The organism is Crossiella sp. CA-258035 (assembly GCF_030064675.1).
Lineage (GTDB): Bacteria > Actinomycetota > Actinomycetes > Mycobacteriales > Pseudonocardiaceae > Crossiella.
Window position 1 is genome coordinate 2,825,912 of record NZ_CP116413.1, and the last position, 24,876, is coordinate 2,850,787.

Genomic DNA, 24,876 nt, shown 5'->3' on the forward strand with positions numbered 1-24,876 from the left:
GTGGACTCCGCGGGGTCTGCTAGAGAAAAACTGGCGGGGGTGGGCTGGGGTTTTCCGGTGAGTGGAAGACTACCGTGGTAGCCGTTCCGTCCGCGTTCCTAGGCTTGCGCAACCCTCGGACGGCCTGGCGAAGGAGCCCCCGTGACGCAGACTGGAAACCCGCACGGCAAATGGGTGCAACCCCTCTGCTGGACCGCGGTCCTGCTGGACGGGTTCGACCTGGTGGTCCTGGGTGTCGTGCTACCCGTGCTGCTCGGCGAGCAGGTCTGGGGCCTGACCGCGGGCACCGGCGCGGCGGTCTCCACCGCCGGGCTGGTCGGGATGATGATCGGCGCGCTGGCCATCGGCACCGTCACCGACGTCATCGGGCGGCGCAAGACGCTCATCCTGTCGGTGACGATCTTCTCGCTGTGCACCCTGCTGTGCGCGTTCGCGCCCTCGGCGCTGATCTTCGGCGCGTTGCGGTTCCTGGCCGGGCTGGGGCTCGGCGGGTGCCTGCCGACCGCGATCAGCCTGGTCGCGGAGACCAACGCCGAGCGGGGGCGGGCCAGCAGCGCGACCACGCTGGTGATGACCGGCTACCACGCCGGGGCGGTGCTGACCTCGTTGCTGGGGTTGCTGCTGATCCCGCAGCTGGGGTGGCGGGCGATGTTCGTCGCGGGGGCGCTGCCGGCGCTGGTGCTGGTGCCGCTGATGGTGCGGTACCTGCCCGAGTCGGCCAGCTTCGAGCGGGCCCGCGCCGCGGCCGGGTCGACCACCGCCGCGGCGGGCAACGCGGTGCGCTCGCTGTTCCAGGGCAGGCTGCTGCGGGCCACCATCGCGTTCTGGGTCAGCACCTTCCTCGGGCTGGTGCTGGTCTACGGGCTCAACACCTGGCTGCCGCAGATCATGCGCCAGGCCGGGTATCCGCTCGGCGACGCGCTCGGGCTGCTGCTCACCCTCAACGTCGGCGCGGTGGTCGGACTGCTCGTCGCGGGCCGGGTCGCCGACCGGACCGGGGTGCGCAAGGCGGTGATCGGCTGGTTCGTCGGCGCGGCGGTGTTCCTGGCGTTGTTCAGCCTGCGGATGCCGACGCTGGGGCTCTACGTGGTGGTGTTCCTGGCCGGGTGCTTCGTCTTCAGCGCGCAGGTGCTGATCTACGCCTACACCCAGCACATCTACCCGCCGCACGCGCGCGCCACCGGACTGGGCTGGACCGCGGGCATGGGCCGGATCGGCGGCATCACCGGACCGCTGCTGGGCGGCTGGCTGGTCTCGGCCGGGGTCGCCTACCCGTGGGGGTTCTACCTGTTCGCGGTGTTCGGGTTGCTGGCCGCGGTCGCGGTGGCCGCGGTGACCGGGCGCGGGGCCGCACCGGAGGCCGGGTCGGCGGCGGTGGAGGCGGAGGCGCCTGGGGCCAGCCGGGAGGCCTCGCCGGGGGCCGCGCGGGCGTGATCAAGGCGCGGGGCCGCCACTGGCATGCTGGTGGCCATGGTGCGCGCGAACCTCGACAAGCAGACCAGCCAGGTGTCGGCCATGTTCGACCAGGTCGCCGACGGCTACGACCGCACCCGCGCCCGCCTGTGGTGGGGCCGGATGGACGCCTGGGGCCGGGAGATGGCCGCGGCGGCCAATGCCGGTCCGGGCAGGCGGGTGCTGGACGTGGCCGCCGGCACCGGCACCTCCACCGCGGCCCTGGCCGCCGCCGGCGCGCAGGCGGTGGCCTGCGACCTGTCCCTGGGCATGCTCGGGGTGGCCGGGCGGCGGCATCCGGACCTGCCGAGGGTCGCCGCGGACGCGCACGCCCTGCCCTTCGCCAGGGGCAGCTTCGACGCGGTGACCATCTCCTTCGGGCTGCGCAACATCGGCGACGTGGCCGCCGCGCTGCGCGAGATGCTCGCCGTCACCCGGCCCGGCGGCCGGCTGGTGGTCTGCGAGTTCAGCATCCCGCCCACACCGCTCAACGGCGCGCTGTTCACCGCCTACCTCCGGCACGTGGTGCCGCTGATCGCCCGCAGGGTCAGCAGCAACCCCGACGCCTACCGCTACCTCGCCGAGTCCATCCAGGCCTGGCACACCCCGCCCCGGCTCGGCGAGCAGATCACCGCGGCGGGCTGGGAACGGGTGGCCTGGCGGCCGCTGACCGGGGGAGCCGTGCACCTGCACGTGGGCACCGCGCCGCGCTGAGCAGGCTGACCGCGCACATCCGACAGGAGCAGCTGCGACGACGAAGCCCCGCCTACCGGTCCGGCAGGCGGGGCTCCGCGACATCCGTTGCCGCTAGGTGAGATCGCCGCACTTGCGGGCGTCCGGATCACCGGCCGCCTTGGGCACCCAGCGCACGTTGGCGAAGGAAGCCTGGAACGCGCCCTCGGTGTAGACCAGGAACGGCGTGTTGACCGCCTCCAGGTCCAGGCCCTTCTCCGCGAAACAGGACACCGGGATCTTCACCGTCTGCTTCTGGCCCACCGGCAGGTCGGTGAACAGCTTGGTCGCCGCCACCTCGCCCTGGCAGGGATAGCCGCAGTGGGTGGAGATCACCGTGCGGCTGGCCGGGGCCTTGCCCACGATCACGTCGAAGACCAGCGCGCCGTTGGCGTTGCCGTACCCGCGCAGGTCCTCACCGGGTGCGGGGGCCTGCATGTACAGCTGGCCGGGCGCGGTGCCGTTCCAGGTGGTCTTGAGCCCGTCGCCCTGCACGCTGACATCGGTCGGCTCCACCGCGATCGAGGCGTGCGCGGCCGTGCCGTCGGGGCCGATCTCGGTGCCGCCCCAGTTCTCCGGCGACCCGAGGTAACCCTTGAACGGCGCGATGTCCTTGCGCACGAACACTTCCAGGTCCTCTTCCGCGGTGCCGCCACCGGGCGGGGAGCAGCTCTCTGGCGAGGTCTCATCCAGCTTGCCGACGTTGCCGGTCTCCCAGGAACGCAGGCCGTAGCCGTACTTGAACAGCGGGTCGTAGTCCTTCTGCTCGGCGTTCAGCGGCGTCTGGCAGGCCGCCTTCGGCCAGGAGTAGGACAGCTTGCCCTGGTAGCCCAGACCGGTGTGCCTGCCGCGCACCAGCATGTCCGCCACGCCCGCGCCCTCGGTGCCCGGCAGCCAGGCCGCCACGAACGCCTCGGAGCGGTTGAGCTCCTTGTTCACGTGCAGCGGACGCCCGGCGACGTAGACCGTCACCACCGGCGCGCCCTTGCCGGCGACCTTGTCCAGTACGGCAAGGTCCTCCGGGAACAGCTTGGCCGCCTCCAGGGAACGCTTGCCGATGTCGCCGGTGCCCTCGGCGTAGGGGGTCTCGCCGATGACCGCGATGACCGCGTCGAACTTCGACGGGTCGACGTTGTCGGCCTTCTCGCTGAAGGTCACGTTCGCCTCGCCCAGCGCGCCCCTGAGCCCGCCGAGGATGGTGGTGCCGTTGGGGAAGTCGGCGTTGGTGTTGCCGGTGCCCTGCCAGGTCAGCGTCCAGCCGCCGGTCTGGTTCTGCATGCTGTCCGCGCTCTTGCCGACCACCAGCACCTTCGACCGCGGCGAGAGCGGCAGCACGCGCTTGTCGTTCTTCAACAGCACCTGCGACCTGCGCACCGCCTCGCGGGCGATCTCCTTGGCGCGCTGGGCATCGGCCTTGCCCGCGTGCTCACGCTCCGACGGCTTCTTCGCCTCGAACAGGCCCGAGCGCAGCTTGACCCGCAGGATCCGGGTGACCGCGTCGTCGATGCGCGCCATCGGGATCTCGCCGCTGTTGACCTGGGCGATGGTGTTGGTGATGAAGGCCTTCCAGTCGTGCGGCACCATGAACACGTCGATGCCCGCGTTCACCGCCCGCGCGCAGCTGGCGTTGGTGCAGCCCTCGACCTGGCCGTGGCCGTTCCAGTCCGAGACCACCAGGCCGTCGAAGCCCATCTTGTTCTTCAGGACCTCCTCCACCATCAGCTTGGAGCCGTGGAGCTTGCCCTCCTTGATGCCCAGCTCCTCGTTCGTCCAGCTGTTGAACGAGATCATCACGCTCTGCGCGCCCGCGGCCAGCGAACCGTAGTAGCCCTGACCGTGGGTGTTGATCATGTCGGCCTTGGCCGAGGAGTTGACGCCCTGGTCCTTGCCCTTGTTCGTGCCGCCGTCGCCCATGAAGTGCTTGGCGGTGGCGATCACCCCGTCGGAGCCGATGCCGCGCGGGTTGTTGCCCTGCAAGCCCCTGGTGGCCTCGTAGCCGTAGGCGCGGGTGATCCGCGGGTCCTCGGAGAAGCCCTCGTAGGTGCGGCCCCAGCGGTCGTCCTTGACCACCGCGAGGGTTGGCGCGAACGCCCAGTCCTGGCCGGTGGCGCGCACCTGCTCGGCGGTGGCCTCGCCGATCTCGCGGACCAGGCACGGGTCCTGCGCGGCGCCCAGGCCGATGTTGTGCGGGAAGACGGTGGTGCCGAAGACGTTGTTGTTGCCGTGCACCGCGTCGATGCCCCAGATCACCGGGATCTTGGTGCGAGAGGACTTGGAGGCCTGCCAGTAGGCGTCGGCCAGGTCCAGCCACTCCTTGACGGTGGCGTTCTTCTTCTTGCCGGGCCAGGAGCCGCCGCCGTTGAGCACGGTGCCGATGCCGTACTCCTTGACCTCGGCCGGGGTGATCGCGGCGATCTCCGGCTGGGTCATCTGGCCGACCTTCTCGGCCAGCGTCATCCCGGCGACCATCGTGGCGATCCGCCGCTCGTCCGCGGCGTTGCGCCCGATGTTGCTCTTGACCTTTGGCCAGTCGGCGAAGGCGGGCAGCTTGTCCTGGATGCGGGCGCAGCCGTCCCAGCCGAGGTCGGGCTTGCCGACCACGGGCTGCTTGGCTCCTGCGGTGGCCTCCGGCTCCGGCGTGGCGCTGGCGATGCCGCCGGCCATGCTGACCCCGAGCAGCACGGCCAGTCCGATCCGACAGGCGCGAGAGCCAACCGACGATCTTCTTGCCATGAACGATCCGTTCCTTGAGGCGGAAGTTGCGGAGTGTTACGGCGCGGGCCTGGGAAAGCCGCGCCGATCCTCACCGCCAGCTGACATCCGTGTCAAGGGTTTCGTGGAAGCGCTCTCGCAGGCGGCTGCCTGCGCATTCGGACTAGCGCTTGATCACCTTTGTGAACCCGCAGCGTGTCCGGGGTGTCCGAATCGCGCGGTTGCGTTCAGAGGCGCACGAGTTGCCGGACGGCTTCGGTCACCGTCTCCCGGCGCGCCTTCTTGGTGGTGACGAACCTGGTCGAGGCGGCGTCGGGGTTGCCAGCGGTCCACATGGTCGCCAGCACCAGCACCAGGCTCAGCAGCCCGGCCGCCGGGATGTGGCCGGGCAGTCTGCCCTCGGCCTGGGCGGCGGCGATGGCGGCGATCTTGTCCCGGTGCGCGCGCAGCACCTGTTCGGGCAGCGGGCCCTCCGCGCCGCGCTCCAGGCGGTGCCAGGCGGACAGGCGCACCACCTCCGGCGACTGCCAGAACCGGTCGAACAGGCGGCCCGCGTAGCCGGGCAGGTCCTCGGGGTCGATCGGGACCGCGTCCACGGTGCCGGTGACCAGCAGGTCGTAGGCGGCGTCGAAGAGCTGTTCCTTGTTGCCGAAGTAGGAGTAGATCATCGCCTTGTTGGCCTTGGCCTGCTCGGCGATCCGGTCCACCCTGGCGCCCGCGATGCCGTAGGCGGCGAACTCGGCGATTGCCGCGTCCAGGAGGCGTTTCTTGGTCTGTTCCGCATCGCGTGCCACGCGCGCAGGGAAACAGCCTGCCGTCGCCTTTGTCAACAGAACGGTTGGTTGCCAGCCGGGCGGGTGCAGTCCATTGTGGACTTGACCTGGAGTGCGCTCCAAGGTCTAGCGTCGGGGGCATGCGACTGGGCATCCACCTCACCACCTTCAACCACCCCGAGGACCCGGCCGGGCTCGCCGCCGAGCTGGCCGCCACCGGGCGGGCCGCCGAGGCCGCGGGCGCGGAGACCCTCTCGGTGATGGACCACTACTTCCAGATGGAGCAGAACGGCCGCGCCGAGCACCCCATGCTGGAGGGCTACACCACCCTCGGCTTCCTGGCCACGCACACCACCTCCGCCCGGCTGGGCCTGCTGGTCACCGGCGTCACCTACCGCCACCCCGGACTGCTCGCCAAGATCGTCACCACCCTGGACGTGCTCTCCGGCGGCCGCGCCTTCCTCGGCATCGGCGCCGCCTGGTACGACCGCGAGCACCGGGGCCTCGGCGTGCCGTACCCGAGCACCGCCGAGCGGTTCGAGCGGCTGGAAGAGACGCTGCGGATCTGCCGCCAGATGTGGGACCCGGCGGACAACGGGCCGTTCCAGGGCAGGCACTTCCAGCTGGCCGAGACGCTGAACTCCCCGCCCGCGCTCAGCTCCCCGCGGCCGAAGGTGCTCATCGGCGGTGGCGGCGAGCGCAAGACGCTGCGCCTGGTCGCCCAGTACGCCGACGCCTGCAACCTGTTCGCCACCTCGCCGGAGGAGGTCGCGCACAAGCTGTCCGTGCTGGACGCGCACTGCGCCGACCTCGGTCGGGACCCGGCGGAGGTGCAGCGCACCATGCTCTACCGCAGCGAGGCCCTCAACGACGGCGACCTGGACCAGGCTGCCAAGGACCTGGCGGTCTACGCCGAGCTGGGCATCAGCACGGTGATCCTGGTGCCGCCGGGGCAGGGCAGCCCGGCGGAGTGGATCGAGCGGCGGTGCGTGCCGCTGGCCCCGAAGCTGGCCGAGCTGGGCTGAGCCTCAGGCCGGCGGGGGTTCGGCCTCGGCCAGGCGGGCGAGCACCGCGGCGGAGATCTCGGTCAGCGCGTTCAGCTGGGCCGGGGTCAGCGCCTCGGCGAAGTAGCGGCGCACCTCCCGCACGTGCAGTGGCGCGGCGGCCTCGATGGTGGCCCTGCCCTTGGCGGTGAGGGTGGCGAAGGCGCCGCGGCCGTCGGTGGGGCACTCCTCGCGCAGCACCAGGCCGCGCTCCTGCATGCGGCTGATCTGCTTGGACAGCCTGCTCTTCTGCCAGCGCAGCTCGCAGCCGAGCTCGTTGAGGCGCAGCCTGCCCTGGGGCGCCTCGGACAGGCCGACCAGCACCGCGTAGTCGGCGTCGGAGAGACCGCTCTGCCGTTGCAGCTCGCGGGCCAGGTGCGACTGCAGCCGGGTCTGCATGGCCAGGAAGCCGCGCCAGGCCTGCTGTTGCTCCTCGTCCAACCAGGGATCACCTGCCATGGTGACCACTATACCGATCTGGTTGACATGGAAACCAGGGCTGGTTAGCGTCGGGGCATGGCCGAGCAGGACGCAGCTGTCGAGGTGCACCGGGCGGAACAGGCGAACCGGTACGAGGTGACCGTGGACGGCGAGCTCGCCGGGTTCGCCGCCTACGAGGAGCGGGACGGGCGGACCTACTTCACCCACACCGAGGTCTTCGACGCCTTCGGCGGCCGGGGCCTGGGCAGCGTGCTGGCCGAGCGGGCGCTGGCCGATGCGGCCGGGCGCGATCGGGAGATCGTGCCGCTGTGCCCGTTCATCGACCGCTACCTGCGCCGCCACCCGGACTTCAGCGGCCGGGTGGCCCGGCCCGGGCAGGCGTGATGAGCAACCTGGACGCCACACCCGAGATCACCCCCTGCCACGCCGGACCCGGGGCGGTGACCGAGCTGCTGGCAGCCAGGGAGGTGCCGCTGGGCGGGCTGCGCGCGATGCGGGTGCGCCGGGTGCTGCCGCAGCGGGCCCGCTCCACCGTGGGCGCCTGGTGCTTCCTGGACGAGTTCGGCCCGCAGCGGCTGGAGATGACCGTGCTGCCGCACCCGCACACCGGGCTGCAGACCGTCACCTGGCCCCTGGCCGGGGAGATCCGGCACCGGGACACCGTCGGCTCCGACGTGGTGCTGCGCCCCGGGCAGCTCAACCTGATGACCGCGGGGCACGGCATCGCGCACTCGGAGTTCTCCGTCGGCGCGGACCCGCTGCTGCACGCGCTGCAACTGTGGGTCGCGCTGCCCGCCGCCAGTGCCGAGGTGGCCCCGCACTTCGAGCAGCACCTCGACCTGCCGCGGTACACCGGCGATGGCGCCGAGGCGGTGGTGTTCATGGGCGAGCTGGGTGGCGTGCGCTCGCCCGCGACCACCTACACCGAGCTGGTGGGGGCCGAGGTCACCCTCGCGCCCGGCGGTGGAATGCTGCCGCTGCGCCCGGACTTCGAGCACGCCGTGCTGGTCGTCGACGGCACGGTGCGGATCGACGGCGTGGAGCTGGCCGCCGGGCCGCTGCTCTACCTCGGCCTGGACCGCGAGCACCTGGAGATCGACAGCGCGGCCGGCGCGCGGCTGGTGCTGCTCGGCGGCGTGCCGTTCCCGGACGACCTGGTGATGTGGTGGAACTTCGTCGGCCGCACGCACGAGGACATCGCCGCCGCCCGCGAAGCCTGGGAGTCCCCCGACCCGGTGCGCTTCGGCGTGATCGCGGCGCACCACGGGGAGCGCATCCCGGCCCCGGCCCTGCCGACCGTCCGGCTGACTCCCCGCCGCCGCTGACTAGCCGGTGTAGCCGTCCTGCTTCACCAGCTTGGCCGAGCGGCCGAAGATGAACCAGCCCAGGCTGCCCAGGAACGGGTAGGCCAGCGCGACCACGATCCACAGGAACTTGCCGCCGCCGGTCAGCCGCTGGTGCCGCAGGATCGAGATCAGCGCGAAGATGAACAGCAGCAGGTACAGGATCCCGAGGATCCCGCCGGTGACGCCGAAGACGATGCCGAGGATGCGGTCCAGGGTGTCGTCTGGGCGGTCTTGCGCGAGCACGGTGAGCGACATGCCCGGAAGGTAGGGCCGCCACCCCGGTCTGGCCCGCCCTGACCGCCAAGATCAACCGAACGAGTGGCCGGGCAACCCCTCGATCGGCGCTGTCGCCGTCCGCGCCCGGCTGGCTACGCTCTGGCCACCGCGACAAACGAACCATTTACGAACCTGGTGCGCAACACTGGCGGCGAGGTGGGCGATGGAAACGGTGCTGGGGCTGGTCTTCCACGCCCACGGGCTGGCGGCCTTCCGCGCGGCCGCGCGCACGCTCTCCGGGGTCCGGCTGGAGTTCGTCACCTACCAGCGGGAGGCCGAGATCCGGCCCGCGGTGGCCCAACTCCTGGCCGGCCAGCACATCGACGGCCTGCTGCTGGGGCTGGTGCCCTACACCGAATGCCGCGACCTGCTGCCACCCGAGCTCCAGATCGCGGTCACCAAGCCGGTCGCGCTCGACCTGGCGCTGATGTTCTGCCGCGCCCAGGCCCGCGGCTGGCCGCTCACCCCGGCCAGCATCGACACCTTCGACACCGAGACCGTGGACGAGGTCGCCGCCGCGCTCGGCGCCGACCGCGACCGGATCGCCGTGCTGCCCTACGCCGCCACCAGCTCTGCCACCGAGATCACCGCCTTCCACCGCGAGTTCCAGGACAAGGAACCGGGAGCCTGCGTGCTGACCCTGCGCACCGCGGTGGCCCGAGAGCTGGGCGGGACCCGGCTGGTCACCACCGACCAGGTGGTCTCCACCATCCGGGCCCGGCTGCACGAGCTGGTGCTGCGCATCGAGTCCGAGCGGGCCAACGCCCAGCGCTTCACCGCCGGGGTCTTCTTACTGTCCACAAGGGACGGTGCGGTGGACCTGGACCGGGCCCGGGTGCGGCTGCTCAACCTGCTGGTGCAGACCAGCGACTTCGCCGACGCCTGGATCGAGAACCGGGACCGGCGCGGCGTGGTGGTCTTCGCCCACCACGCGCTGTTCGAGCGGATCACCGACCACTGGGTGTCGGTGCCCGTCCTCGGCCACGCCGAGACCGCGCTGGGTTTCCGGGTGGTGGCGGGCTTCGGGGTCGGCGCCTCGGCCCGCAACTGCGTGCTGCTGGCCGAACGCGCCGCCGCCCGCGCCGAGGCCGAGGGCGTCTCCTGCGGCTACCTCATCGAGGACAGCGGCGTGATCATCGGGCCGATGGGCCGGTCCCAGCCCGCGCTGGCCTTCGCCTACCGGGCGCACACCGCCGAGCTGGAGGCCCTGGCCCGCGGCGCGGGGCTCAGCACAGTCACCCTGTCCCGGCTGGCCGCGCTGGAGAAGACCTTGCACGGCAAGGCGATCGCGCCCAGTGACCTGGCCGACTCGTTGGGCATCACCGATCCCAGCGGGCGCAGGCTGATCCGCAAGCTGCTCGCCTCCGGGCTGGTCCGGTCCGACGGCACCGCGCAGAACCACCGCAAGGGCCGCCCGACCCGGCTGTACCGGCTGGCCATCGGGGACGCGGTCGAGGCGGTCTCGGGAAGGGAGTTGTGATGGGGACCTCCCGCCGCACCCTGCTCACCGCGGCCGCCGCGCTACCCCTGCTCGGCGCCTGCGGCCCGGCCCGCGCGCGCACCGGCGCGGTGCGCTTCGAGGGCTGGGACTACGAGGCGGGTCTGGTGCAGCAGAACCTGGACAGCTTCGGCAAGGCCAACCCGGACCTGCGGATCGAGTACACGCCGATCACCAGTTCGCAGTACGTGCGCAAGGTGGTCGCCGAGTTCACCGGTGACAACGGGCCGGACGCGCTGTACTGCTACGACGACTCCCTGGCCAGCTGGGCGCAGGCGGGGTACCTGCAACCCCTGGACGGGCTGCCCGGCGTGGACGAGGTGTACCAGGGGCTGTACGAGTCGAACGCGAAAGCCTTGACCTACCAGGGAAAGCGCTACGGGCTGCCCTACTACACCGACTCGCACGGCCTGCTCTACAACGCCGAACTGCTCGCCAAGGCCGGGATCAGCACCCCACCGGCCAGCCTGGACGAGTTGGAGGCCCAGGCGCTGCGGATCAGACAGGCCGGGATCCTGCGCTATCCCATCGGGTTTCCCGCCCAGCTCTCCGACACCTGGGCCAGCTGGACCTGGTCGCTGCTCTACGCCAGCGGCGGCACCCCGTTCACCGAGGACCTGCGCCCCAACGCCGCCGGCGACCCGGCGGTGCGCGCGGTGCTGGACTGGGTGCGGCGTGCGGCCACCGTCAGCAAGGTCATCGACCCCGCCTCCCTGCAACAGACCCCGGTGCCGCTGGACAACGCGTTCATGGCCGGGCAGTACGCCTTCACCATCGGCGCCCGCTACGCCGTGCGCGCCTACAACGACCCGGCCCGCTCCAAGATCGCCGGACGGGCGAAGCTCGGCTATGTGCCCAGCCTGGACGGGCGGCGGCTGGGCACCGTGGGCAACACCAGGATGTACTGCCTGGCCGCACACACCCAGGTCAAGGAGCAGGCCTACCGGCTGCTGCGCTACCTCGGCGGCTACAACGACCAAGGCGTGCCGGTCACCGCCCGGTTCTGGTTCCTCACACGCGGCCTCGGCTTCGCCTTCCGCGCCCTGGAACGGGATCCGGAGATCACCACCGAGCTGGCCCGGTTCACCGACCCCACTGTCTACTCCGGACTCGCCGCGATCGCCAAGTCCCGCAACGTGCTCTCCGTGCCCTGGTACGCCGAGTACGAGCACGGCATGCAGAAGACCATGCAGCGGCTGCTCACCGACCAGAGCGACGCCGCCGAGGCGGCTGCCGCACTGGATGACAGCGCGGGCCTGCTCGCCCGGAGGTACTCGTGAGCCGCCGGCCCTGGAGCGACACCGCCCGCGGCTACGCCATGAACGCACCGGCGCTGCTGGCGTTGCTGCTGCTGGTGGCCTACCCGATCGGCTACTCGTTCTGGGTGAGCCTGCACCGGGACAACCTGGCCCAGCCCTCGGTGCGCAAGTTCATCGGCCTGGACAACTACCTGTCCCTTGTGGACGATCCCGCGTTCCTGCGCTCGCTGGCGGTCTCCGCGCTGTTCGTGCTCACCGTGGTCGGCGCCACCGTGCTGCTCGGCCTGGCCATGGCCCTGGTGCTCAACGAGACCTTCTTCGGCCGCGGCGTGCTCCGCAGCCTGGTGCTGCTGCCGTGGGCGATGCCCGGCGTGGTCAACGGACTCATGTGGCGCACCGTCTTCGACGCCAAGACCGGCGCGCTCAACGGACTGCTCACCGACCTCGGCTGGATCGAGGAGTACCAGGCCTGGCTGTCCTCGGCCACCGGCGCGTTCCTGCTCACCGCCTTCGCCCAGGTGTGGAACACCCTGCCGTTCGCGGTGATCATCCTGCTGGCCGGGCTGTCCACCATTCCCGGCGAGCTCTACGACGCGGCCACCGTGGACCGGGCCGGGCCGTGGCAGCGCTTCCGCGAGGTCACCCTGCCCTGGCTGCTGCACCCGCTGCTCATCGTGCTCATCCTGGAGACGATGAACGCCTTCCGCGCCTTCGACACCATCTACGTGCTCACCGGCGGCGGACCCGGCGACGCCACCGGCACCGTCGCCCTGCTCACCGTGCAACGCGTGCTCGGCTACACCGACGTCGGCCTCGGCAGCGCCTACGCCTGGGTGATCACGCTGATCACCATGGTGATCTCGGTCGGCTACGTCGGGCTGCTCTACCGGCGAGGGAGCTTCGAGGTATGACCAAAGTCCCGCTCCGCTACCGGATCCCCTGGCGCAAGATCCTGGTCTCCGCGCTGGCCCTGGTCTTCGCCGCCTACCTGGTGCTGCCGTTCTACTGGATCGTCGCGATGAGCTTCATGACCGAGGCCGACGCGAACTCCCTGCCCCCGCGGTGGATCCCGGAACATCCGACCCTGGAGAACTACCGCGCCTTCGCCGACCCCACCGCCGCGCAGGCCCTGGTCGGCTCGCGGGCGGTGAAGGAAACCCCGTTCGCACTGGGCAACAGCCTGCTGGTGGCCACCCTGACCGCGCTGCTCAACCTGCTGCTCGCGGTCTTCGCCGCCTACTCCTTCTCCCGCATCCGCTTCCGCGGCAGCCGGGTGCTGCTCATGCTGTACCTGGTCACCAGGATGGTGCCGGGGGTGGCCATCATCGTGCCGTTCTACCTGCTGATGCGGCAGCTGGACCTGCTGGACACCTACTGGGCGCTGATCCTGTCCTACACCACCTTCGCGCTGCCGGTGACCATCTGGGTGCTCAAGGACTTCTTCCGCGCGGTGCCACGGGAACTGGAGGACGCGGCCAGGGTCGACCGCTGCGGGTGGTTGCGCACCATGTGGTCGGTGGTGCTGCCGATCTCCGCGCCCGGACTGGTCGCCGCCGCGGTGTTCTCCTTCATGACCGCCTGGAACGAGTTCATGTTCGCGCTGTTCCTCACCAGCACCACCGCGGCCAAGACCATGCCGGTGATCGCGGCCAACTTCGCCACCGACCTCAACACCCAGTTCACCGTGATGGCCGCCTCCGGCGTGCTCGCCGTGCTGCCCCCGCTGGTGCTGGTGCTCATCTTCCAGCGGCTCATCGTGTCGGGCATGGCCGCCGGTTCGGTCAAGGGATAGGAGGGCCGATGGCCGAGGTACGCCTGGACGCGGTGCGCAAGGAGTTCGGCCGCGCCACCGCCGTCGACGACCTCACCCTCACCGTGCGGGACCGGGAGTTCCTGACCCTGGTCGGCCCGTCCGGCTGCGGCAAGTCCACCACGCTGCGGATGATCTGCGGCCTGGAACGGCCCAGCGGTGGCGAGATCTACTTCGACGACCAGCCCGTCGGCTACCTGCCCGCGAACAAGCGCGATGTGGCCATGGTGTTCCAGAGCTACGCCCTCTATCCACATCGGACGGTGGAGCAGAACATCGGGTTCGCGCTGAAGATGATGCGGGTGCCCAAACCGGTGGTGGCGGAGAAGGTGCGGGCCGCGGCCGAGGCGCTGGGCATCACCGACCTGCTCGGCCGCAAGCCCCGCGAGCTCTCCGGCGGGCAGCGGCAGCGGGTCGCGCTGGGCCGGGCCATCGTCCGCGAGGCCGGGGCCTACCTCCTCGATGAGCCACTGTCCAACCTGGACGCCCAGCTGCGGGTGCACATGCGCGCGGAGATCAAACGCCTGCACGCCGACCTGGCCCGCACCTTCATCTACGTCACCCACGACCAGGTCGAGGCGATGACCATGTCCGACCGGATCGCGGTGCTGGCCGGCGGGAAGCTCCAGCAGTGCGCGCCGCCGGAGGAGATCTACCAGCGCCCGGCCAACCGGTTCGTGGCCGCGTTCATGGGCAGCCCGCCGATGAACCTGCTCTCCGGCGAGGTCCGCGACGAGGACGGGGTGCGCCGGTTCCGCGGCGGGGGAGTGGTGCTCGACCTGCCCCCGGCCGCCGCCGGCCTGCCGACCGGCGCGGTGGACCTGGGCATCCGGCCGGAGCACGTGCGGATCGCCGATGTGCCCAGGCCGGGTCATCTGCCGGGGCGGGTGTTCGTGGCCGAGCTGCTCGGCTCCGACGTGCTGGTCACCGTCGAGGTCGGCGACACCCTGGTCAAGGCCAGGGTGCCCGCGCCGTTCCTGCTGCGCCAGGACAGCTCCGTGCACCTCGGACTCGACCCGGCCGAGATCCACCTGTTCGCGACCGAGGACGGCCGCGCGCTGATGAGAGGACGACCGTGACCGCCACCAACACGGCCCGCGACCCGGCCAACGCGATGATCACCGTGCCCACACCGCCGGACTTCACCGAGTTCTGGGCCCGGACCTTGGACAGCCTGCCCGACCCCATCCCCACCTTGGCCCACCTGCCCTCGCTGTCCACCGACACGGTGGCGGTGTTCGACCTGCGCTACACCAGCTACCAGGACGTCGAGGTCGCCGCCTGGTACGCGGTGCCGCGCGCGGAAGGCCGTGTTTTCCCCGGTCTGGTCACGATCCCCGGCTACATCAGCGAACCGGACGTGCCCCGGCGCTGGGCCGAGCTGGGCTACGCCACCATCTCCGTTGCCCCGCGCGGGAAACTGCGCTCCAACGCCGTGGTCAACCCCGGCTACCCCGGCCTGCTCACCCACCACATCGTCGACCACCACACCTACGGCTACCGCGGCTTCTACGCCGATGTGATCCGCGCCCTGGACGTGCTCGCCGCCCGCCCCGAGGTCGACGCGCAGCGGATCGGCGTGCAGGGCTCCAGCCAGGGTGGTGGACTCGGCATCATCAGCGCCGCACTGCGCCCGGACCTGGTGCGCTGCTTCGCCGCGGGCGCGCCCTACCTGTGTGGCATCTGGGAGGCCACCAAGCTCACCCATTCCTATCCGTACGAGGAGATCACCGAGTACCTGCGGGCGCACCCCGGCCACGCCGAGGCCATCCAGCGCTCGGTGGCCTACTACGACGGGATGAACTTCGCCCCGCTGGTGCGCTGCCCCTCCTACGTCTACCTCGGCCTGGCGGACGACGTCTGCCCGCCGGAGACCGGGTTCGCGGTGTTCCGCGCACTGGGCGGGGACAAGGTCCTGGACACCTACGAGGGCTGCGCGCACCACGCCGGACTGCACTGGGTGCGCGCGAAGTTCGAGGCGTTCCTCGCCCGGCACCTGAACCCGGAGGCGGTGGCATGACCGAGTTCGACGCCTACTGGCAGGCCGTGGACGCCGAACTGGCCGAGGTCCCGGCGAGCCCGGTGCTCACCCCGGTCCCCGCTCGGTCCACAGTGGACTTCACCGCTTACGACGTGCGCCTGACCAGCATCGGCCCGTACCGGATCTTCGGCTACCTCAGTGTGCCCACCGGCGGCGGCCCGTTCCCCGCGGTGCTGGAGACCCCGCGCTACGGCAGCGTCAACCAGCCGCCGCACTACCGGGACCGGCTGCGCTACCTCACCTTCACCGTGATGCACCGCGGCCAGCGCCTGGCCGACGAGCCCTTCCAGGCCGCCTACCCCGGCCTGGCCACCCTCGGCATCGAGGACCCACTGTCCTTTGTGTACCGGGGAATAGTCGCCGACTGCCTGCGTGGCGCGGAGTTCCTGCTGAACCGGCCCGAGGCCGACCCGGCCAGGGTGGCGGTCACCGGCGACGACCTGGCCCTGCTCACCGCGGCCCGCCGGCCCCGGTTCACCGCCGTGCGCAGCTCAGGGCCACCCGAGGTCGAACCCGAGATCGCCGACCACCTGCGCCTGCACCCGGACCAGGCCGAACGGATCCGGCACACCCGCTCCTTCTTCGATCCCGACCGGCACGCCGGGTCGATCACCGCCAACGTCCTCCGCGTCGGCAGGGACCACCAGCTCACGCACCGGGACGCGGTGGACGACGCGGCACTGGACTCCTGGCTGGCCGGGCAGCTCGGCGTGGCCCCGATGTCGAAGTTCGACCTGGTCCCGCGATGACCTACCAGGACCTCGGCATCCGGCCGGTGATCAACGCCGCCGCCACCCTGACCGCACTCGGCGGCTCGGTGCTCGCACCCCCGGTGGCGGCCGCGATGACCGAGGCCGGACGACACTTCGTCGATCTGGCCGAACTGCAACGCAAAGTCGGCGACCGGCTCGCCGAGCTGACCGGCAACGAAGCCGGGTACGTCACCTGCGGGGCCTGGGCCGGGACCGTGCACGCCGTCGCCGCCTGCCTGGTCGGCACGGACCTCGACCTGGCCATGCGGCTGCCGGACACCAGTGGGCTCGCGCGGGACGAGGTCGTGGTGTTCCCCGCGCAGCGCAAGGGATACGAGGAGGCGGTGCGGCTCACCGGGGCCAAGCTGAGCAGCGAGATCGGGCCGCGCACCGCGGCGGTGCTCTGGTACGCCGGGCCGCGGTTCGCCGACGGGGCACCGGGACTGGCCGAGGCGGTGGCCACCGGGGTGCCGGTGATCGTGGACGCGGCGGCGCAGATCCCGCCGATCGCCAGCCTGTGGCGGCACACCGTGGAGTTGGGGGCGGCGGCGGTGGTGGTCAGCGGCGGCAAGGGGTTGCGCGGACCGCAGTCCTCCGGGCTGGTGCTGGGCAGGCGGTCGGTGATCGAGGGCTGCCGGGTCAACGGCTCGCCGCACCACGGGGTCGGGCGCGGGATGAAGGTGGGCAAGGAAGAGCTGCTCGGACTGCTGGCGGCGGTGGAGTGGACCCTCGCCCAGGACGAGACGTCGGTGCTGGCCGGGTACGAGGCGGTGGTGGACCGGTGGCTGGCCGGGCTGGCCGGGATCCCGGGGGTGGAGCGCGGCTATCCCAGTGAGGCCGGACAGCCGCACTCCAGGGTGATCGTCCACATTGGACCGAATCGGGACCGGGTGGTGGCCGGGTTGCTGGCCGGGGACCCGAGGGTGGCGGTGGGCATGCTGGGGGAGCAGGCGATCGCGCTGAACCCGCAGACCGTCGCCGAGGACGAGGTGGAGCCGGTGCTCACGGCGGTGCGGCGGGTGCTGCGGCGCTGACCGCGGTCAGCCCAGCTTGCTGAACTCCTCCATCTCCCTGGCGACCTCCGCCGGAGTCGACCCGTGGGTCGGGAACAGCACCAGCTCGTCCACACCCAGTTCGCGGTAGGCCTCGGCCTCGGCCCGGGTCGGCGTGGTGGGGGACTGGACCAGGTGGATGCGCAGGCGGCCCAGGCGTTCCGGCCGCTCCACCTGGTCCGCGGCCTTGCGCAGGCCGTCCAGGCTGCGGCGCAGGTCGTCAGCGCCCCCGGCCACCCCGTACCAGCCGTGGCCACGGGAGACCGCGCGGCGGTAGGCGGCCGGGCTGTGACCGCCGACCACGATCCGCTGGCCGGCCGGCTTGGGGTGGGCGTCCACGTTGGCGAACTTGGCGAACTTGCCGTCGAAGGCGGGCGAGGGCTGCGTCCACAGCGCGTGCATCGCGTCCAGGTACTCGTCGGTGCGGGCCCCGCGCTCGGCCATCGGCACGCCCACCGCGGTCATCTCCGGCTCCAGGTAGCCCGCGCCGACACCCAGGGTGAACCGGCCGCCACTGAGGTGGTCCAGGCTGGCGACCTGCTTGGCCAGCACCACCGGGTTGCGCTGCGGCAGGATCACGATCGCCGTGCCCAGCTGCAACCGCTCGGTCACCGCGGCGACGAAGCTCAGGTGCACCAGGGGATCCAGGATCGGCTCCAGGGGGTTCATCGGCACGTCCTCGGGCGGCGGGCTGGGCAGCACCACGTGCTCACTGGCCCACCAGCCGCGGAAACCCAGGTCCTCGGCCAGCCGTGCCAGCCGGGTCGTCTCCGCCGGGCCCACCGTGTTTCGCAGGTTCAGGCCCTGCACGCTCAGATCCATGCCGCAATCGTCCGTGCGATTTCCCGCCGCGTCCAAGACCTGTTGTTATAGCCTGTTGCTATGGAGCCACACCTGCGTGACCTGCGCTACTTCGTGGCCGTCGCGGAGGAGCTGAGCTTCACCAGGGCGGCCACCGACCGGCTGTTCATCGCCCAGCCCACGCTCAGCCGCCAGATCCGGCAGCTGGAGACCCAGCTGCGGGTGGAGCTGTTCGACCGGGACCGCCGCACCGTCGCGCTCACCCCGGCCGGTTCGGCGCTGTTGCCACTGGCCAGGGAGATGCTGGCGCAGTGGGAACAGGCCAGGCGGCAGGTCGGCGAGGCGGCCTCCTGCTGTGACACCGTGCTCACCGTCGGTTTCCAGACCCGCATCGGCCGCGGTCTGATCCCCACCGTCACCGCGCGGCTGGGCGCGGTGCTGCCGCAGTGGCGGCTCAGCTTCCGGCAGGTCAGCTGGACCGACCCGGCGGCCGGCCTGCTGGACGGGCAGACCGACGTGGCCATCGGCTGGCTGCCGGTGCCGCCGAACGCCGGCCTGTCCTGGAAGGTGGTCAGCACCGAACCGCTGTGGGCCGCGCTGCCACCCGGCCATCGTCTGTCCACTTCGGACAGTGTGTCGTTCGCCGAGCTGGCCGGCGAGCCGTTCGTGGCGCTGCCCCCGGCCGCCGGGCCGCAGCGGGAGTTCTGGCTGGGCACCGCGCACCGGGACCGGCCCGCGCTGATCGGGGTGGAGGCGGCCACCGCGGAGGAGAGCTTCGAGGCGGTCGCCGCCGGACTCGGCGTCAGCCTGCTCGCCGCGGGCAATGTCGAGCTGTACCAACGGCCGGACGTGCGCTGCCGCCCGGTCACCGGCCTGCCGCCGGCCCAGCTGGCGGTGATCTGGCGGGCCGAGGACGACCGGGAGGCGGTCCGGGTCTTCGCCGACTCCTGTGTGCACTGCCTGTGCCAGCAGGCAGCCTGACCGAGGCGACTGGGGGGGCACGATGACGAGCGCGGCCGAACTACTGGCCAGGGCTGCCGAACTGCGGCCGCTGATCAGCGACAACGCCGAGCGGGGCGAACGGGACCGGCGGATCCCGGCGGAGACGCTGGACGCGCTGGTCTCGGCCGGGCTGTTCCGGCTGGTCCAGCCGAGGGCCTACGGCGGGCACGAGCTGTCCATGACCGAGCTGCTGGAGGTCTGCGCCACCGTCGCCGAGGCCGACGGCGGCACCGGGTGGGTGCTGACCCTGTGCAACACCGGGGCCTGGGTCGCCGGACTCTTCCCCGAGCGGGCGCAGGAAGAGCTGTGGGGTGCGGACCCGGAAGCGCTGATCTGCGGCGCCCTGCCGCCGACCTCCACCAGCCGCAAGGTCGACGGCGGGCACCGGCTCACCGGCCGCTGGTACTGGAGCTCCGGGTCCTGGCACGCGAGCTGGGCGATGCTGGGCCTGCCGCTGACGGATGACTCCGGCGCGGTGGTGGACCAGGGAATAGCCCTGGTGCCCAAGGCGGAACTGGGGTTCGAGGACACCTGGGACATGGCCGGCATGCAGTCCACCGGCAGCAACTGCCTGATCGCCGAGGACGTGTTCGTGCCCGCGCACCGCATCGTCTCCCTGCCCAAGGCGGTCCGCGGTGAGCTCGGCGTGGACCACCCCCGCTACCGCGCCGGTTTCGGCCCCACGCTGACCCTGGTGCTCACCGCCCCGCAGCTGGGCATGGGCCGGGCCGCGCTGCGGATCGTGCGCGCGGCCGCGGACACCAAGGCCATCGCCTCCACCACCTACGCCCGGCAGACCGACTCGGTGGCCTTCCAGCTCCAGCTCGCCGAGGCCGCCACCCGCATCGACACCGCACACCTGCACGCCTTCCGGGCTGCCGCGGACATCGACGACGCCGCCGCGCGGGGTGTCCACCCGGACCTGGTGACCAGGGCCAGGGTCCGGGCGGACACGGTGTGGGCGATCGAGCAGGTGCGCCAGGCGATCGAGCTGTTGCTGACCGCGCACGGGGCCAGCGGGTTCGCGCACAGCAGTGCGCTGCAACGGATCTGGCGGGACTCCGCGGTGGCCGCCCGGCACGCGGTCGCGGTGCTGCCGGTGGGACTTGAGGTCTACGGCAAGGCGCTGCTGGGCCGGGACGACCAGATCACGCCGGTGCTGTGACTCAGGCCCCGTAGCCGCCGTCGACGTCCAGGCTGGTGCCGGTGATGAAGCTGGACCCGGGACCGGCCAGGTAGGCCACGAAGCTGGCCACCTCCTCGACGTTTCCGAAGCGCGGCAACGCCATCAGGCCGCGCATGGAGTCGGCGTGCGGGCCGGCGGCCGGGTTGCCCTCGGTGTCCACCGGGCCGGGCTGCACGTTGGTCACGGTGATACCGCGCGGGCCGAAGTCGCGGGCCAGGCCCTTGGTGAGACCGTCGATGGCGGCCTTGGCCGCGGCGTAGACCGAGCCGCCGGGCACCGGAATGCGGTCGCCGTTGATGCTGCCGATGGTGATGATCCGCCCACCCTCGCGCAGGTGCCGGTTCGCGGCCAGCACGGCCACGAACACCGCGCGCACGTTGACCGCGAAGGTGCGGTCGAAGTCGGCCACGGTCAGCTCGTCCACGGTGGCCCAGCGGCCGCCACCGGCGTTGTTGACCAGGATGTCCAGCCCGCCGAACTCGGCCACGGTCTGCTCGACCGAGGCCACCACCTCCGCCTCGGAGGCCGAGTCCGCCTTGATCGCCACTGCCCGACCGCCGGCCTCGGTGATGGTGGCCACCACCTGCCGCGCCCGCTCCGGCGAGCTGGCGTAGGTCAGCGCGACCGCCGCGCCCTCCTTGGCCAGGCGGATCGCCACCGCCGCGCCGATGCCCCGCGAACCACCCGTCACCAACGCGACCCGTCCCGCCAGCTGCTGTGCCATGCCGTGCTCCCCATCATTGTTTATCGGTCGGTACATATTTAAGGCTGGCGGCCCGACGCGGTCAAGCTTATTCTGTACCGAGTGGTATTCGTTACGGTGACGGAGGTGTGCGATGCCCGCCGGACGGCCTCGGGAGTTCGACGTGGACGCGGGACTGGACGCCGCGCTGCGCGTGTTCTGGCAGCAGGGCTACGAGGGCGCCGCGCTGACCGACCTGACCGAGGCGGTCGGGGTCAACCGGCCCAGCCTGTACGCCGCCTACGGCAACAAGGCTGAGCTGTTCCGCCGCGCGCTGGCGCACTACACCGAGCACTACGCCACGCACATGGGCGAGTCGCTGACCCAGCCGACCGCGCGGCAGACCGCCGAGGTGTTCCTGCGCGGCGCGGTCCGGGTCACCACGGCCAAGGGCTGCCCTCGGGGCTGCCTCGGCGTGCAGGGCGCGCTGGCGGTCGGCCCGGACCACGACGGCATCCGGCAGGAGCTGCTGGACTGGCGGCGCGAGGGCGAACGCGCGCTGGCGGCCCGCTTCCGCCGGGCCCGCGCCGACGGCGAGATCGCGTCCACGGTGGACTGTGCCGACCTCGCCCGCTACCTCAGCGCGGTGGCCTTCGGCATCTCGGTGCAGGCCGCGGGCGGCGCGAGCCGGGCGAAGCTGGACCGGGTGGTGGACCTGACCATGCGGGCCTGGGACGGCATGGTGGCCTGAAACCTCAGCGCAGCAGGGGAAGTCCGCCGACCAGCTTGTCCACCCGGTTGCGCGGTCCCACGATGGCCAGCGCGCGGTAGCGGATGTCCTCGGCGGCCAGGGTGGCCAGCGCGTCCTGGTACTCGTCGTAGACCCGGCCGTTCTGCGCCACCTCGGACATGTCGGCGATGAGCACGTCCGGCCGGTCCTGCGCCTTGGCCCGGATGCGGCTCAGCCGTTCGGCGTCGGCGGCCAGGATCGGGCAGCCCAGCCAGGGCAGTCCGGCGTGCACGCTGCCCGCGCCGTCCTTGGTGTCCGGGCCGAGCACGTTGGGCAGGGCCCGGCCGATCACCGCGCCCAGGCAGGCGGTGGCGTTGGCGATCAGGCCGATGGGCAGCTCGGGGTCGACGGCCATGACCCACTTGATCCGGGTCTGCCGGGTGGACTGGTCGGTGCGCAGTTCTTCGGTGACCAGCTCAGCTGGCGTGACAAGTGCGGACATACAACCGGATGCTAGGCACTCACGCGGTAGGGTCGCTGCTCAATCGAACTTAATTCGGAGAGAAGCCGGTAATGGACAGGCTCGACGAACTAGATCAGGCGCTGCTGCGGGAACTCCAGCGAGATGGTCGGCGCACCAACCGCGAACTGGCCGCGGCCACCGGCGTCTCCCCGTCCACCTCGCTGGAGCGGGTCCGCGGCCTGCGCGAGCGCGGCGTGATCCGCGGTTTCCGCGCCGAGCTCGACCTGGACAAGATCGGCCGCCCGGTGCAGGCCCTGATCGCGGTCCGGCTGCGCCCGCCGTCCCGCCCGCGCATCGAGGCATTCCGCGAGTGGGTCACCGGGCTGCCGGAGACGGTCGGCGTGTTCGTGGTGACCGGCGGCGAGGACTTCCTGATCCACGTCGCGGTCCCGGACAACCACAGCCTGTACGCCTTCGTGATCGACCGCCTGACCGAGCGACCGGAGGTCGCCGACGTGCGCACCAGCGTGGTCTACGAACACATCCGCAGCGCGGTCGTCGACCCCGCGGAGAGCTAGCCGACACGCCAGCCCCGCCCCGAGTGTTGGCCGATCTCGTACACGGTGTTGGCCGTTGTCGTACCCCAGGTTGGCCGAAGTGGGCACCGGAGCGGCCAACACTCCGTACGACAACGGCCAACACTCCGTACGAGATCGGCCAACACTCGGGCTAGGGGGCGCGCCAGGACTGGAAGGCGGTCAGGCCGAAGCTGGTGCCGGGTTTTGGGGTGCCGACCACTCGTAGGGCGGTTGTTTCCAGGGGTGGGAAGGTGATCCGGGTGAGGTCGTTGCCGATCGGGGTGGCCGGGGTGCGGTGCTGGGCGGGGATGTCGTGCCAGGTGCCGTCGGGGTGGCGGTGTTGCAGGCCGAACGTGGCCGGGGGCTGGACGCCGCCGCGGTCGTCGTAGAAGTACAGGCGGACGTCGGAGACCGTGGTGGGGCGGCCGAAGTCGACGGCCAGCCAGTCCTGGGGGTTGGGGGAGCGGTAGCTGGTCCAGCGGGTGGTGGGCACGTCCAGGAAGTGGTTCTGGCCGTCGTTGGCGCGGCGGGGGTCGTCGCCGGGGTTGGCGTAGGAGGCGGTGGCGGCGGGGTGGCCCTGGCCGGTGGGGTTGGCCGCGTCGTCGACCAGGTGCGGCAGGGGTTGTCGGGAGCCGTCGGGGACGGGGATGTGGAGCGGGCCGGGGGTCGGGCGGGTGGCGACCAGCTTGCCGTCGAGGTAGACGCGGAAGCCCTTGCCCTGCTTGTACTTCGCGCCGTCCTTGTCCCACAGCACGGTGAGGTTGCGGCCGTGGTAGGGCAGGTTCTCCAGGGCGAAGTGGGTCCAGTCGGCCGGGGTCAGCGGGTGCAGCAGGACCGAGCTGTCCGGCTGCGGGCGGAGGCCGAGCAGGCCGGAGAGGACCAGGTCGGTGTAGGTGGAGTGGTTGTAGTCCTGGCTGTGGCCCGGCGTGTCGTACATCCACTGTGGACGGTCGGGGTGGTGCGCCTCGGCCACGTGCGGGCGGCCGTTCTTGTACTGGGTGAGCGCGTAACGGCGTAGGGCGGTGTAGTAGTCACCTTTGTCTACAAAGGACTGGCTGGGGTAGTCGATGAGCAGGTTGGCCAGGCCGGTCAGGGTTTGGCTGGTGGCGTAGGGCCAGCTGGGGCCGTCCCAGCGGCAGCAGCCCCGGTCCGCCTCGTGCATGAACCAGCGGCTGCGGCGTTCCACCGTGGGCGGGCCGTAGGGGGCGTCGAAGCCCTGTGGGTCGGTGAGCTGAGCCCAGGCCGCGGCGTTCGCGGCCGGGGCGGTGTGGAAGGCCCAGGGGACGAAGCCGATCTGTTCGCGGTCGGCGATCTTGCGGCGGTCCGGGTTGTCGTCGCGCATCGCGTGCTTGTAGAAGGCCGAGTTCGGGTCCCACAGCCATTTTTCCTGTGCCACGGACAGCTCGCGGGCGCGTTGGGTGAAGTAGGCGGCGGTGGTGTGGTCGCCGGTGCGGCGGGACAGGGCGGCGATCGCGCGGGCGTCGGCGATCTGGTAGGTGTTGAGCGTGGGGCGGAAACCGTCGCCGCCGTGGTACGGATCGGGGCTCTGGTAGGAGCTCGCGGTGTACTCCATGGCGTCCCACACCGGGGTCTGCCAGTACAGGCCGGTCCCGGTGTCCAACTGCGGCGACCAGCGGTCCCAGTGGCGGCGCAGCTCGGGCAGCAGGCCGGTGGCGAACCGCCAGTCCCCGGTCACCGAGGCCCGCGCCACAGTCGCGTCGGCCAGCCAGCTGGAGTACTGGTGCGCCCAGTCGGTGGTGTTCTTGTTCAGGAACTCGGTGGCCGGCTTGGGCCCCGCGCCGCTGCCGCGCAGCCAGTAGCGCAGGTAGTCGTCCAGGTACCGGGTGTCGCGCAGCCAGCGGCCCTCGTAGACGTGGTGCCCGGCCGCGGCCACGATCCCGCCCTTGGGTGCGGAGTAGCCGACCGGGCCGAGGAACTCGCTGACCAGCCAGCCCTCCTGCGGGCCGGTGTTCTTCAGCGCCTCCTGGAAGACCTTCCACCGGTAGTAGTAGATCTCCTGCACCTGGGCGTCCGGCAGGTCCACGAACGGGATGTTCGCCTTGAACCAGCCGGGTTCCGGCAGGCCGCCGAGCAGCCGGTCCTGGTCCAGGAACCGGGTGCCCGCGCCCACCGCCGGGTAGGGGTCGACGGCCGGGGCAGCGTGGCCGGGGCTCGTGCCGAGGCCGAGCGCGAGGCAGGCCGTCAGCACGAGCGCGGCGGAACATCGTGGCATGACTGGGATTCTGG

25 protein-coding genes are annotated in these 24,876 nt (G+C 71.5%); 17 read left to right on the forward strand and 8 right to left on the reverse strand.

The features are described from left to right. Window positions 1-141 precede the first annotated feature (141 nt). Both N8J89_RS12980 and N8J89_RS12985 read left to right on the forward strand, forming a co-directional pair. On the forward strand, window positions 142-1,434 hold the full coding sequence (locus N8J89_RS12980; RefSeq protein ID WP_283664591.1) for an MFS transporter: 1,293 nt from the start codon (window positions 142-144) through the stop codon (window positions 1,432-1,434). Between the two features lie 36 nt (window positions 1,435-1,470). Further along, window positions 1,471-2,166, forward strand: a complete 696-nt coding sequence (locus tag N8J89_RS12985) for a ubiquinone/menaquinone biosynthesis methyltransferase (RefSeq protein WP_283664592.1) — start codon at window positions 1,471-1,473, stop codon at window positions 2,164-2,166. 93 nt (window positions 2,167-2,259) lie between these two features. Here the strand turns inward: N8J89_RS12985 and N8J89_RS12990 are convergent, their stop codons facing one another. Together N8J89_RS12990 and N8J89_RS12995 are read right to left on the reverse strand one after the other, a co-directional pair. Further along, window positions 2,260-4,848 carry a glycoside hydrolase family 3 protein gene (locus tag N8J89_RS12990; RefSeq protein WP_502868486.1) on the reverse strand — a complete coding sequence of 863 codons (2,589 nt, stop codon included), beginning with the start codon at window positions 4,846-4,848 and terminating at the stop codon, window positions 2,260-2,262. Window positions 4,849-5,123: 275 nt separating this feature from the next. After that, the gene (locus N8J89_RS12995; RefSeq protein ID WP_283664594.1) at window positions 5,124-5,690 is read right to left on the reverse strand and encodes a TetR/AcrR family transcriptional regulator; all 567 of its coding nucleotides are present in this window, start codon (window positions 5,688-5,690) and stop codon (window positions 5,124-5,126) included. A gap of 119 nt (window positions 5,691-5,809) precedes the next feature. Here N8J89_RS12995 and N8J89_RS13000 point away from each other — a divergent pair, with 119 nt between their 5' ends. After that, window positions 5,810-6,694, forward strand: a complete 885-nt coding sequence (locus N8J89_RS13000) for an LLM class F420-dependent oxidoreductase (protein WP_283664595.1) — start codon at window positions 5,810-5,812, stop codon at window positions 6,692-6,694. Between the two features lie 3 nt (window positions 6,695-6,697). Here the strand turns inward: N8J89_RS13000 and N8J89_RS13005 are convergent, their stop codons facing one another. Next, window positions 6,698-7,171 (reverse strand): MarR family winged helix-turn-helix transcriptional regulator, encoded by a 474-nt coding sequence (locus tag N8J89_RS13005; RefSeq protein ID WP_283664596.1) that lies wholly within the window; start codon window positions 7,169-7,171, stop codon window positions 6,698-6,700. A 57-nt stretch (window positions 7,172-7,228) separates the two neighbouring features. On the opposite strand from N8J89_RS13005, the gene N8J89_RS13010 reads away from it, so the two are divergent. Then, complete coding sequence (locus N8J89_RS13010; RefSeq protein WP_283664597.1) at window positions 7,229-7,537, forward strand: GNAT family N-acetyltransferase; 309 nt, start codon at window positions 7,229-7,231, stop codon at window positions 7,535-7,537. Then, window positions 7,537-8,478 carry a pirin family protein gene (locus N8J89_RS13015; RefSeq protein WP_283664598.1) on the forward strand — a complete coding sequence of 314 codons (942 nt, stop codon included), beginning with the start codon at window positions 7,537-7,539 and terminating at the stop codon, window positions 8,476-8,478. The genes N8J89_RS13010 and N8J89_RS13015 overlap by 1 nt, the downstream gene beginning before the upstream one ends. On the opposite strand, the gene N8J89_RS13020 is transcribed toward N8J89_RS13015, so the two are convergent. Continuing rightward, window positions 8,479-8,754, reverse strand: a complete 276-nt coding sequence (locus N8J89_RS13020; protein WP_283664599.1) for a PLD nuclease N-terminal domain-containing protein — start codon at window positions 8,752-8,754, stop codon at window positions 8,479-8,481. A gap of 184 nt (window positions 8,755-8,938) precedes the next feature. On the opposite strand from N8J89_RS13020, the gene N8J89_RS13025 reads away from it, so the two are divergent. Genes N8J89_RS13025 through N8J89_RS13060 form a run of 8 tightly spaced genes read left to right on the forward strand, consistent with a single transcriptional unit; the run spans window position 8,939 to window position 17,169 of the window. Next, window positions 8,939-10,255, forward strand: coding sequence for a winged helix DNA-binding protein (locus N8J89_RS13025; protein ID WP_283664600.1), 1,317 nt, complete (start codon window positions 8,939-8,941; stop codon window positions 10,253-10,255). Then, window positions 10,255-11,553 (forward strand): extracellular solute-binding protein, encoded by a 1,299-nt coding sequence (locus N8J89_RS13030; protein ID WP_283664601.1) that lies wholly within the window; start codon window positions 10,255-10,257, stop codon window positions 11,551-11,553. The genes N8J89_RS13025 and N8J89_RS13030 overlap by 1 nt, the downstream gene beginning before the upstream one ends. Further along, window positions 11,550-12,443, forward strand: a complete 894-nt coding sequence (locus tag N8J89_RS13035) for a carbohydrate ABC transporter permease (protein WP_283664602.1) — start codon at window positions 11,550-11,552, stop codon at window positions 12,441-12,443. Before N8J89_RS13030 ends, N8J89_RS13035 begins: the two co-directional genes overlap by 4 nt. Beyond that, a complete protein-coding gene (locus tag N8J89_RS13040) occupies window positions 12,440-13,324 on the forward strand; it encodes a carbohydrate ABC transporter permease (protein WP_283664603.1) in 885 nt (294 codons plus the stop codon). The genes N8J89_RS13035 and N8J89_RS13040 overlap by 4 nt, the downstream gene beginning before the upstream one ends. Before the next feature lie 8 nt (window positions 13,325-13,332). Further along, window positions 13,333-14,421, forward strand: coding sequence for an ABC transporter ATP-binding protein (locus tag N8J89_RS13045; RefSeq protein WP_283664604.1), 1,089 nt, complete (start codon window positions 13,333-13,335; stop codon window positions 14,419-14,421). Then, entirely contained in the window at window positions 14,418-15,362 is a 945-nt protein-coding gene (locus N8J89_RS13050; RefSeq protein WP_283664605.1) for an acetylxylan esterase, read from the forward strand. Before N8J89_RS13045 ends, N8J89_RS13050 begins: the two co-directional genes overlap by 4 nt. After that, the gene (locus tag N8J89_RS13055) at window positions 15,359-16,132 is read left to right on the forward strand and encodes an acetylxylan esterase (protein ID WP_283664606.1); all 774 of its coding nucleotides are present in this window, start codon (window positions 15,359-15,361) and stop codon (window positions 16,130-16,132) included. Before N8J89_RS13050 ends, N8J89_RS13055 begins: the two co-directional genes overlap by 4 nt. Then, window positions 16,129-17,169 (forward strand): hypothetical protein, encoded by a 1,041-nt coding sequence (locus tag N8J89_RS13060; RefSeq protein WP_283664607.1) that lies wholly within the window; start codon window positions 16,129-16,131, stop codon window positions 17,167-17,169. The genes N8J89_RS13055 and N8J89_RS13060 overlap by 4 nt, the downstream gene beginning before the upstream one ends. Window positions 17,170-17,175: 6 nt before the next feature. Here N8J89_RS13060 and N8J89_RS13065 read toward each other — a convergent pair whose 3' ends face one another. Next, the gene (locus N8J89_RS13065; RefSeq protein WP_283664608.1) at window positions 17,176-18,009 is read right to left on the reverse strand and encodes an LLM class F420-dependent oxidoreductase; all 834 of its coding nucleotides are present in this window, start codon (window positions 18,007-18,009) and stop codon (window positions 17,176-17,178) included. A gap of 60 nt (window positions 18,010-18,069) precedes the next feature. On the opposite strand from N8J89_RS13065, the gene N8J89_RS13070 reads away from it, so the two are divergent. Together N8J89_RS13070 and N8J89_RS13075 are read left to right on the forward strand one after the other, a co-directional pair. Then, entirely contained in the window at window positions 18,070-18,969 is a 900-nt protein-coding gene (locus N8J89_RS13070) for a LysR family transcriptional regulator (protein ID WP_283664609.1), read from the forward strand. A 22-nt stretch (window positions 18,970-18,991) separates the two neighbouring features. Then, entirely contained in the window at window positions 18,992-20,155 is a 1,164-nt protein-coding gene (locus N8J89_RS13075; protein WP_283664610.1) for an acyl-CoA dehydrogenase family protein, read from the forward strand. A gap of 1 nt (window position 20,156) precedes the next feature. Here the strand turns inward: N8J89_RS13075 and N8J89_RS13080 are convergent, their stop codons facing one another. Further along, window positions 20,157-20,900 (reverse strand): 3-oxoacyl-ACP reductase family protein, encoded by a 744-nt coding sequence (locus N8J89_RS13080; protein ID WP_283664611.1) that lies wholly within the window; start codon window positions 20,898-20,900, stop codon window positions 20,157-20,159. Between the two features lie 112 nt (window positions 20,901-21,012). Between N8J89_RS13080 and N8J89_RS13085 the strand changes: the two genes are divergently transcribed. Further along, complete coding sequence (locus tag N8J89_RS13085; protein ID WP_283664612.1) at window positions 21,013-21,609, forward strand: TetR/AcrR family transcriptional regulator; 597 nt, start codon at window positions 21,013-21,015, stop codon at window positions 21,607-21,609. 4 nt (window positions 21,610-21,613) lie between these two features. On the opposite strand, the gene N8J89_RS13090 is transcribed toward N8J89_RS13085, so the two are convergent. Beyond that, window positions 21,614-22,090 carry a DUF2000 domain-containing protein gene (locus tag N8J89_RS13090; RefSeq protein WP_283664613.1) on the reverse strand — a complete coding sequence of 159 codons (477 nt, stop codon included), beginning with the start codon at window positions 22,088-22,090 and terminating at the stop codon, window positions 21,614-21,616. 71 nt (window positions 22,091-22,161) lie between these two features. Here N8J89_RS13090 and N8J89_RS13095 point away from each other — a divergent pair, with 71 nt between their 5' ends. Next, a complete protein-coding gene (locus tag N8J89_RS13095) occupies window positions 22,162-22,629 on the forward strand; it encodes an Lrp/AsnC family transcriptional regulator (protein WP_252483311.1) in 468 nt (155 codons plus the stop codon). 151 nt (window positions 22,630-22,780) lie between these two features. Here the strand turns inward: N8J89_RS13095 and N8J89_RS13100 are convergent, their stop codons facing one another. After that, window positions 22,781-24,862 carry a discoidin domain-containing protein gene (locus N8J89_RS13100; RefSeq protein WP_283664614.1) on the reverse strand — a complete coding sequence of 694 codons (2,082 nt, stop codon included), beginning with the start codon at window positions 24,860-24,862 and terminating at the stop codon, window positions 22,781-22,783. Window positions 24,863-24,876: the final 14 nt, after the last annotated feature.

Excerpts from the sequence above, each read along its gene's own strand:
- N8J89_RS13005 (WP_283664596.1), bottom strand. The coding sequence starts at position 7,171 with ATGGCAGGTGATCCCTGGTTGGACGAGGAGCAACAGCAGGCCTGGCGC.
- N8J89_RS13030 (WP_283664601.1), top strand. The coding sequence starts at position 10,255 with ATGGGGACCTCCCGCCGCACCCTGCTCACCGCGGCCGCCGCGCTACCC.
- N8J89_RS13010 (WP_283664597.1), top strand. The coding sequence starts at position 7,229 with ATGGCCGAGCAGGACGCAGCTGTCGAGGTGCACCGGGCGGAACAGGCG.
- N8J89_RS13100 (WP_283664614.1), bottom strand. The coding sequence starts at position 24,862 with ATGCCACGATGTTCCGCCGCGCTCGTGCTGACGGCCTGCCTCGCGCTC.
- N8J89_RS13055 (WP_283664606.1), top strand. The coding sequence starts at position 15,359 with ATGACCGAGTTCGACGCCTACTGGCAGGCCGTGGACGCCGAACTGGCC.
- N8J89_RS13085 (WP_283664612.1), top strand. The coding sequence starts at position 21,013 with ATGCCCGCCGGACGGCCTCGGGAGTTCGACGTGGACGCGGGACTGGAC.
- N8J89_RS13020 (WP_283664599.1), bottom strand. The coding sequence starts at position 8,754 with ATGTCGCTCACCGTGCTCGCGCAAGACCGCCCAGACGACACCCTGGAC.
- N8J89_RS13025 (WP_283664600.1), top strand. The coding sequence starts at position 8,939 with ATGGAAACGGTGCTGGGGCTGGTCTTCCACGCCCACGGGCTGGCGGCC.
- N8J89_RS13000 (WP_283664595.1), top strand. The coding sequence starts at position 5,810 with ATGCGACTGGGCATCCACCTCACCACCTTCAACCACCCCGAGGACCCG.
- N8J89_RS12990 (WP_502868486.1), bottom strand. The coding sequence starts at position 4,848 with ATGGCCGGCGGCATCGCCAGCGCCACGCCGGAGCCGGAGGCCACCGCA.
- N8J89_RS13065 (WP_283664608.1), bottom strand. The coding sequence starts at position 18,009 with ATGGATCTGAGCGTGCAGGGCCTGAACCTGCGAAACACGGTGGGCCCG.
- N8J89_RS13080 (WP_283664611.1), bottom strand. The coding sequence starts at position 20,900 with ATGGCACAGCAGCTGGCGGGACGGGTCGCGTTGGTGACGGGTGGTTCG.
- N8J89_RS13095 (WP_252483311.1), top strand. The coding sequence starts at position 22,162 with ATGGACAGGCTCGACGAACTAGATCAGGCGCTGCTGCGGGAACTCCAG.
- N8J89_RS13090 (WP_283664613.1), bottom strand. The coding sequence starts at position 22,090 with ATGTCCGCACTTGTCACGCCAGCTGAGCTGGTCACCGAAGAACTGCGC.
- N8J89_RS13070 (WP_283664609.1), top strand. The coding sequence starts at position 18,070 with ATGGAGCCACACCTGCGTGACCTGCGCTACTTCGTGGCCGTCGCGGAG.
- N8J89_RS13040 (WP_283664603.1), top strand. The coding sequence starts at position 12,440 with ATGACCAAAGTCCCGCTCCGCTACCGGATCCCCTGGCGCAAGATCCTG.
- N8J89_RS13045 (WP_283664604.1), top strand. The coding sequence starts at position 13,333 with ATGGCCGAGGTACGCCTGGACGCGGTGCGCAAGGAGTTCGGCCGCGCC.
- N8J89_RS12985 (WP_283664592.1), top strand. The coding sequence starts at position 1,471 with ATGGTGCGCGCGAACCTCGACAAGCAGACCAGCCAGGTGTCGGCCATG.
- N8J89_RS13075 (WP_283664610.1), top strand. The coding sequence starts at position 18,992 with ATGACGAGCGCGGCCGAACTACTGGCCAGGGCTGCCGAACTGCGGCCG.
- N8J89_RS13015 (WP_283664598.1), top strand. The coding sequence starts at position 7,537 with ATGAGCAACCTGGACGCCACACCCGAGATCACCCCCTGCCACGCCGGA.
- N8J89_RS13060 (WP_283664607.1), top strand. The coding sequence starts at position 16,129 with ATGACCTACCAGGACCTCGGCATCCGGCCGGTGATCAACGCCGCCGCC.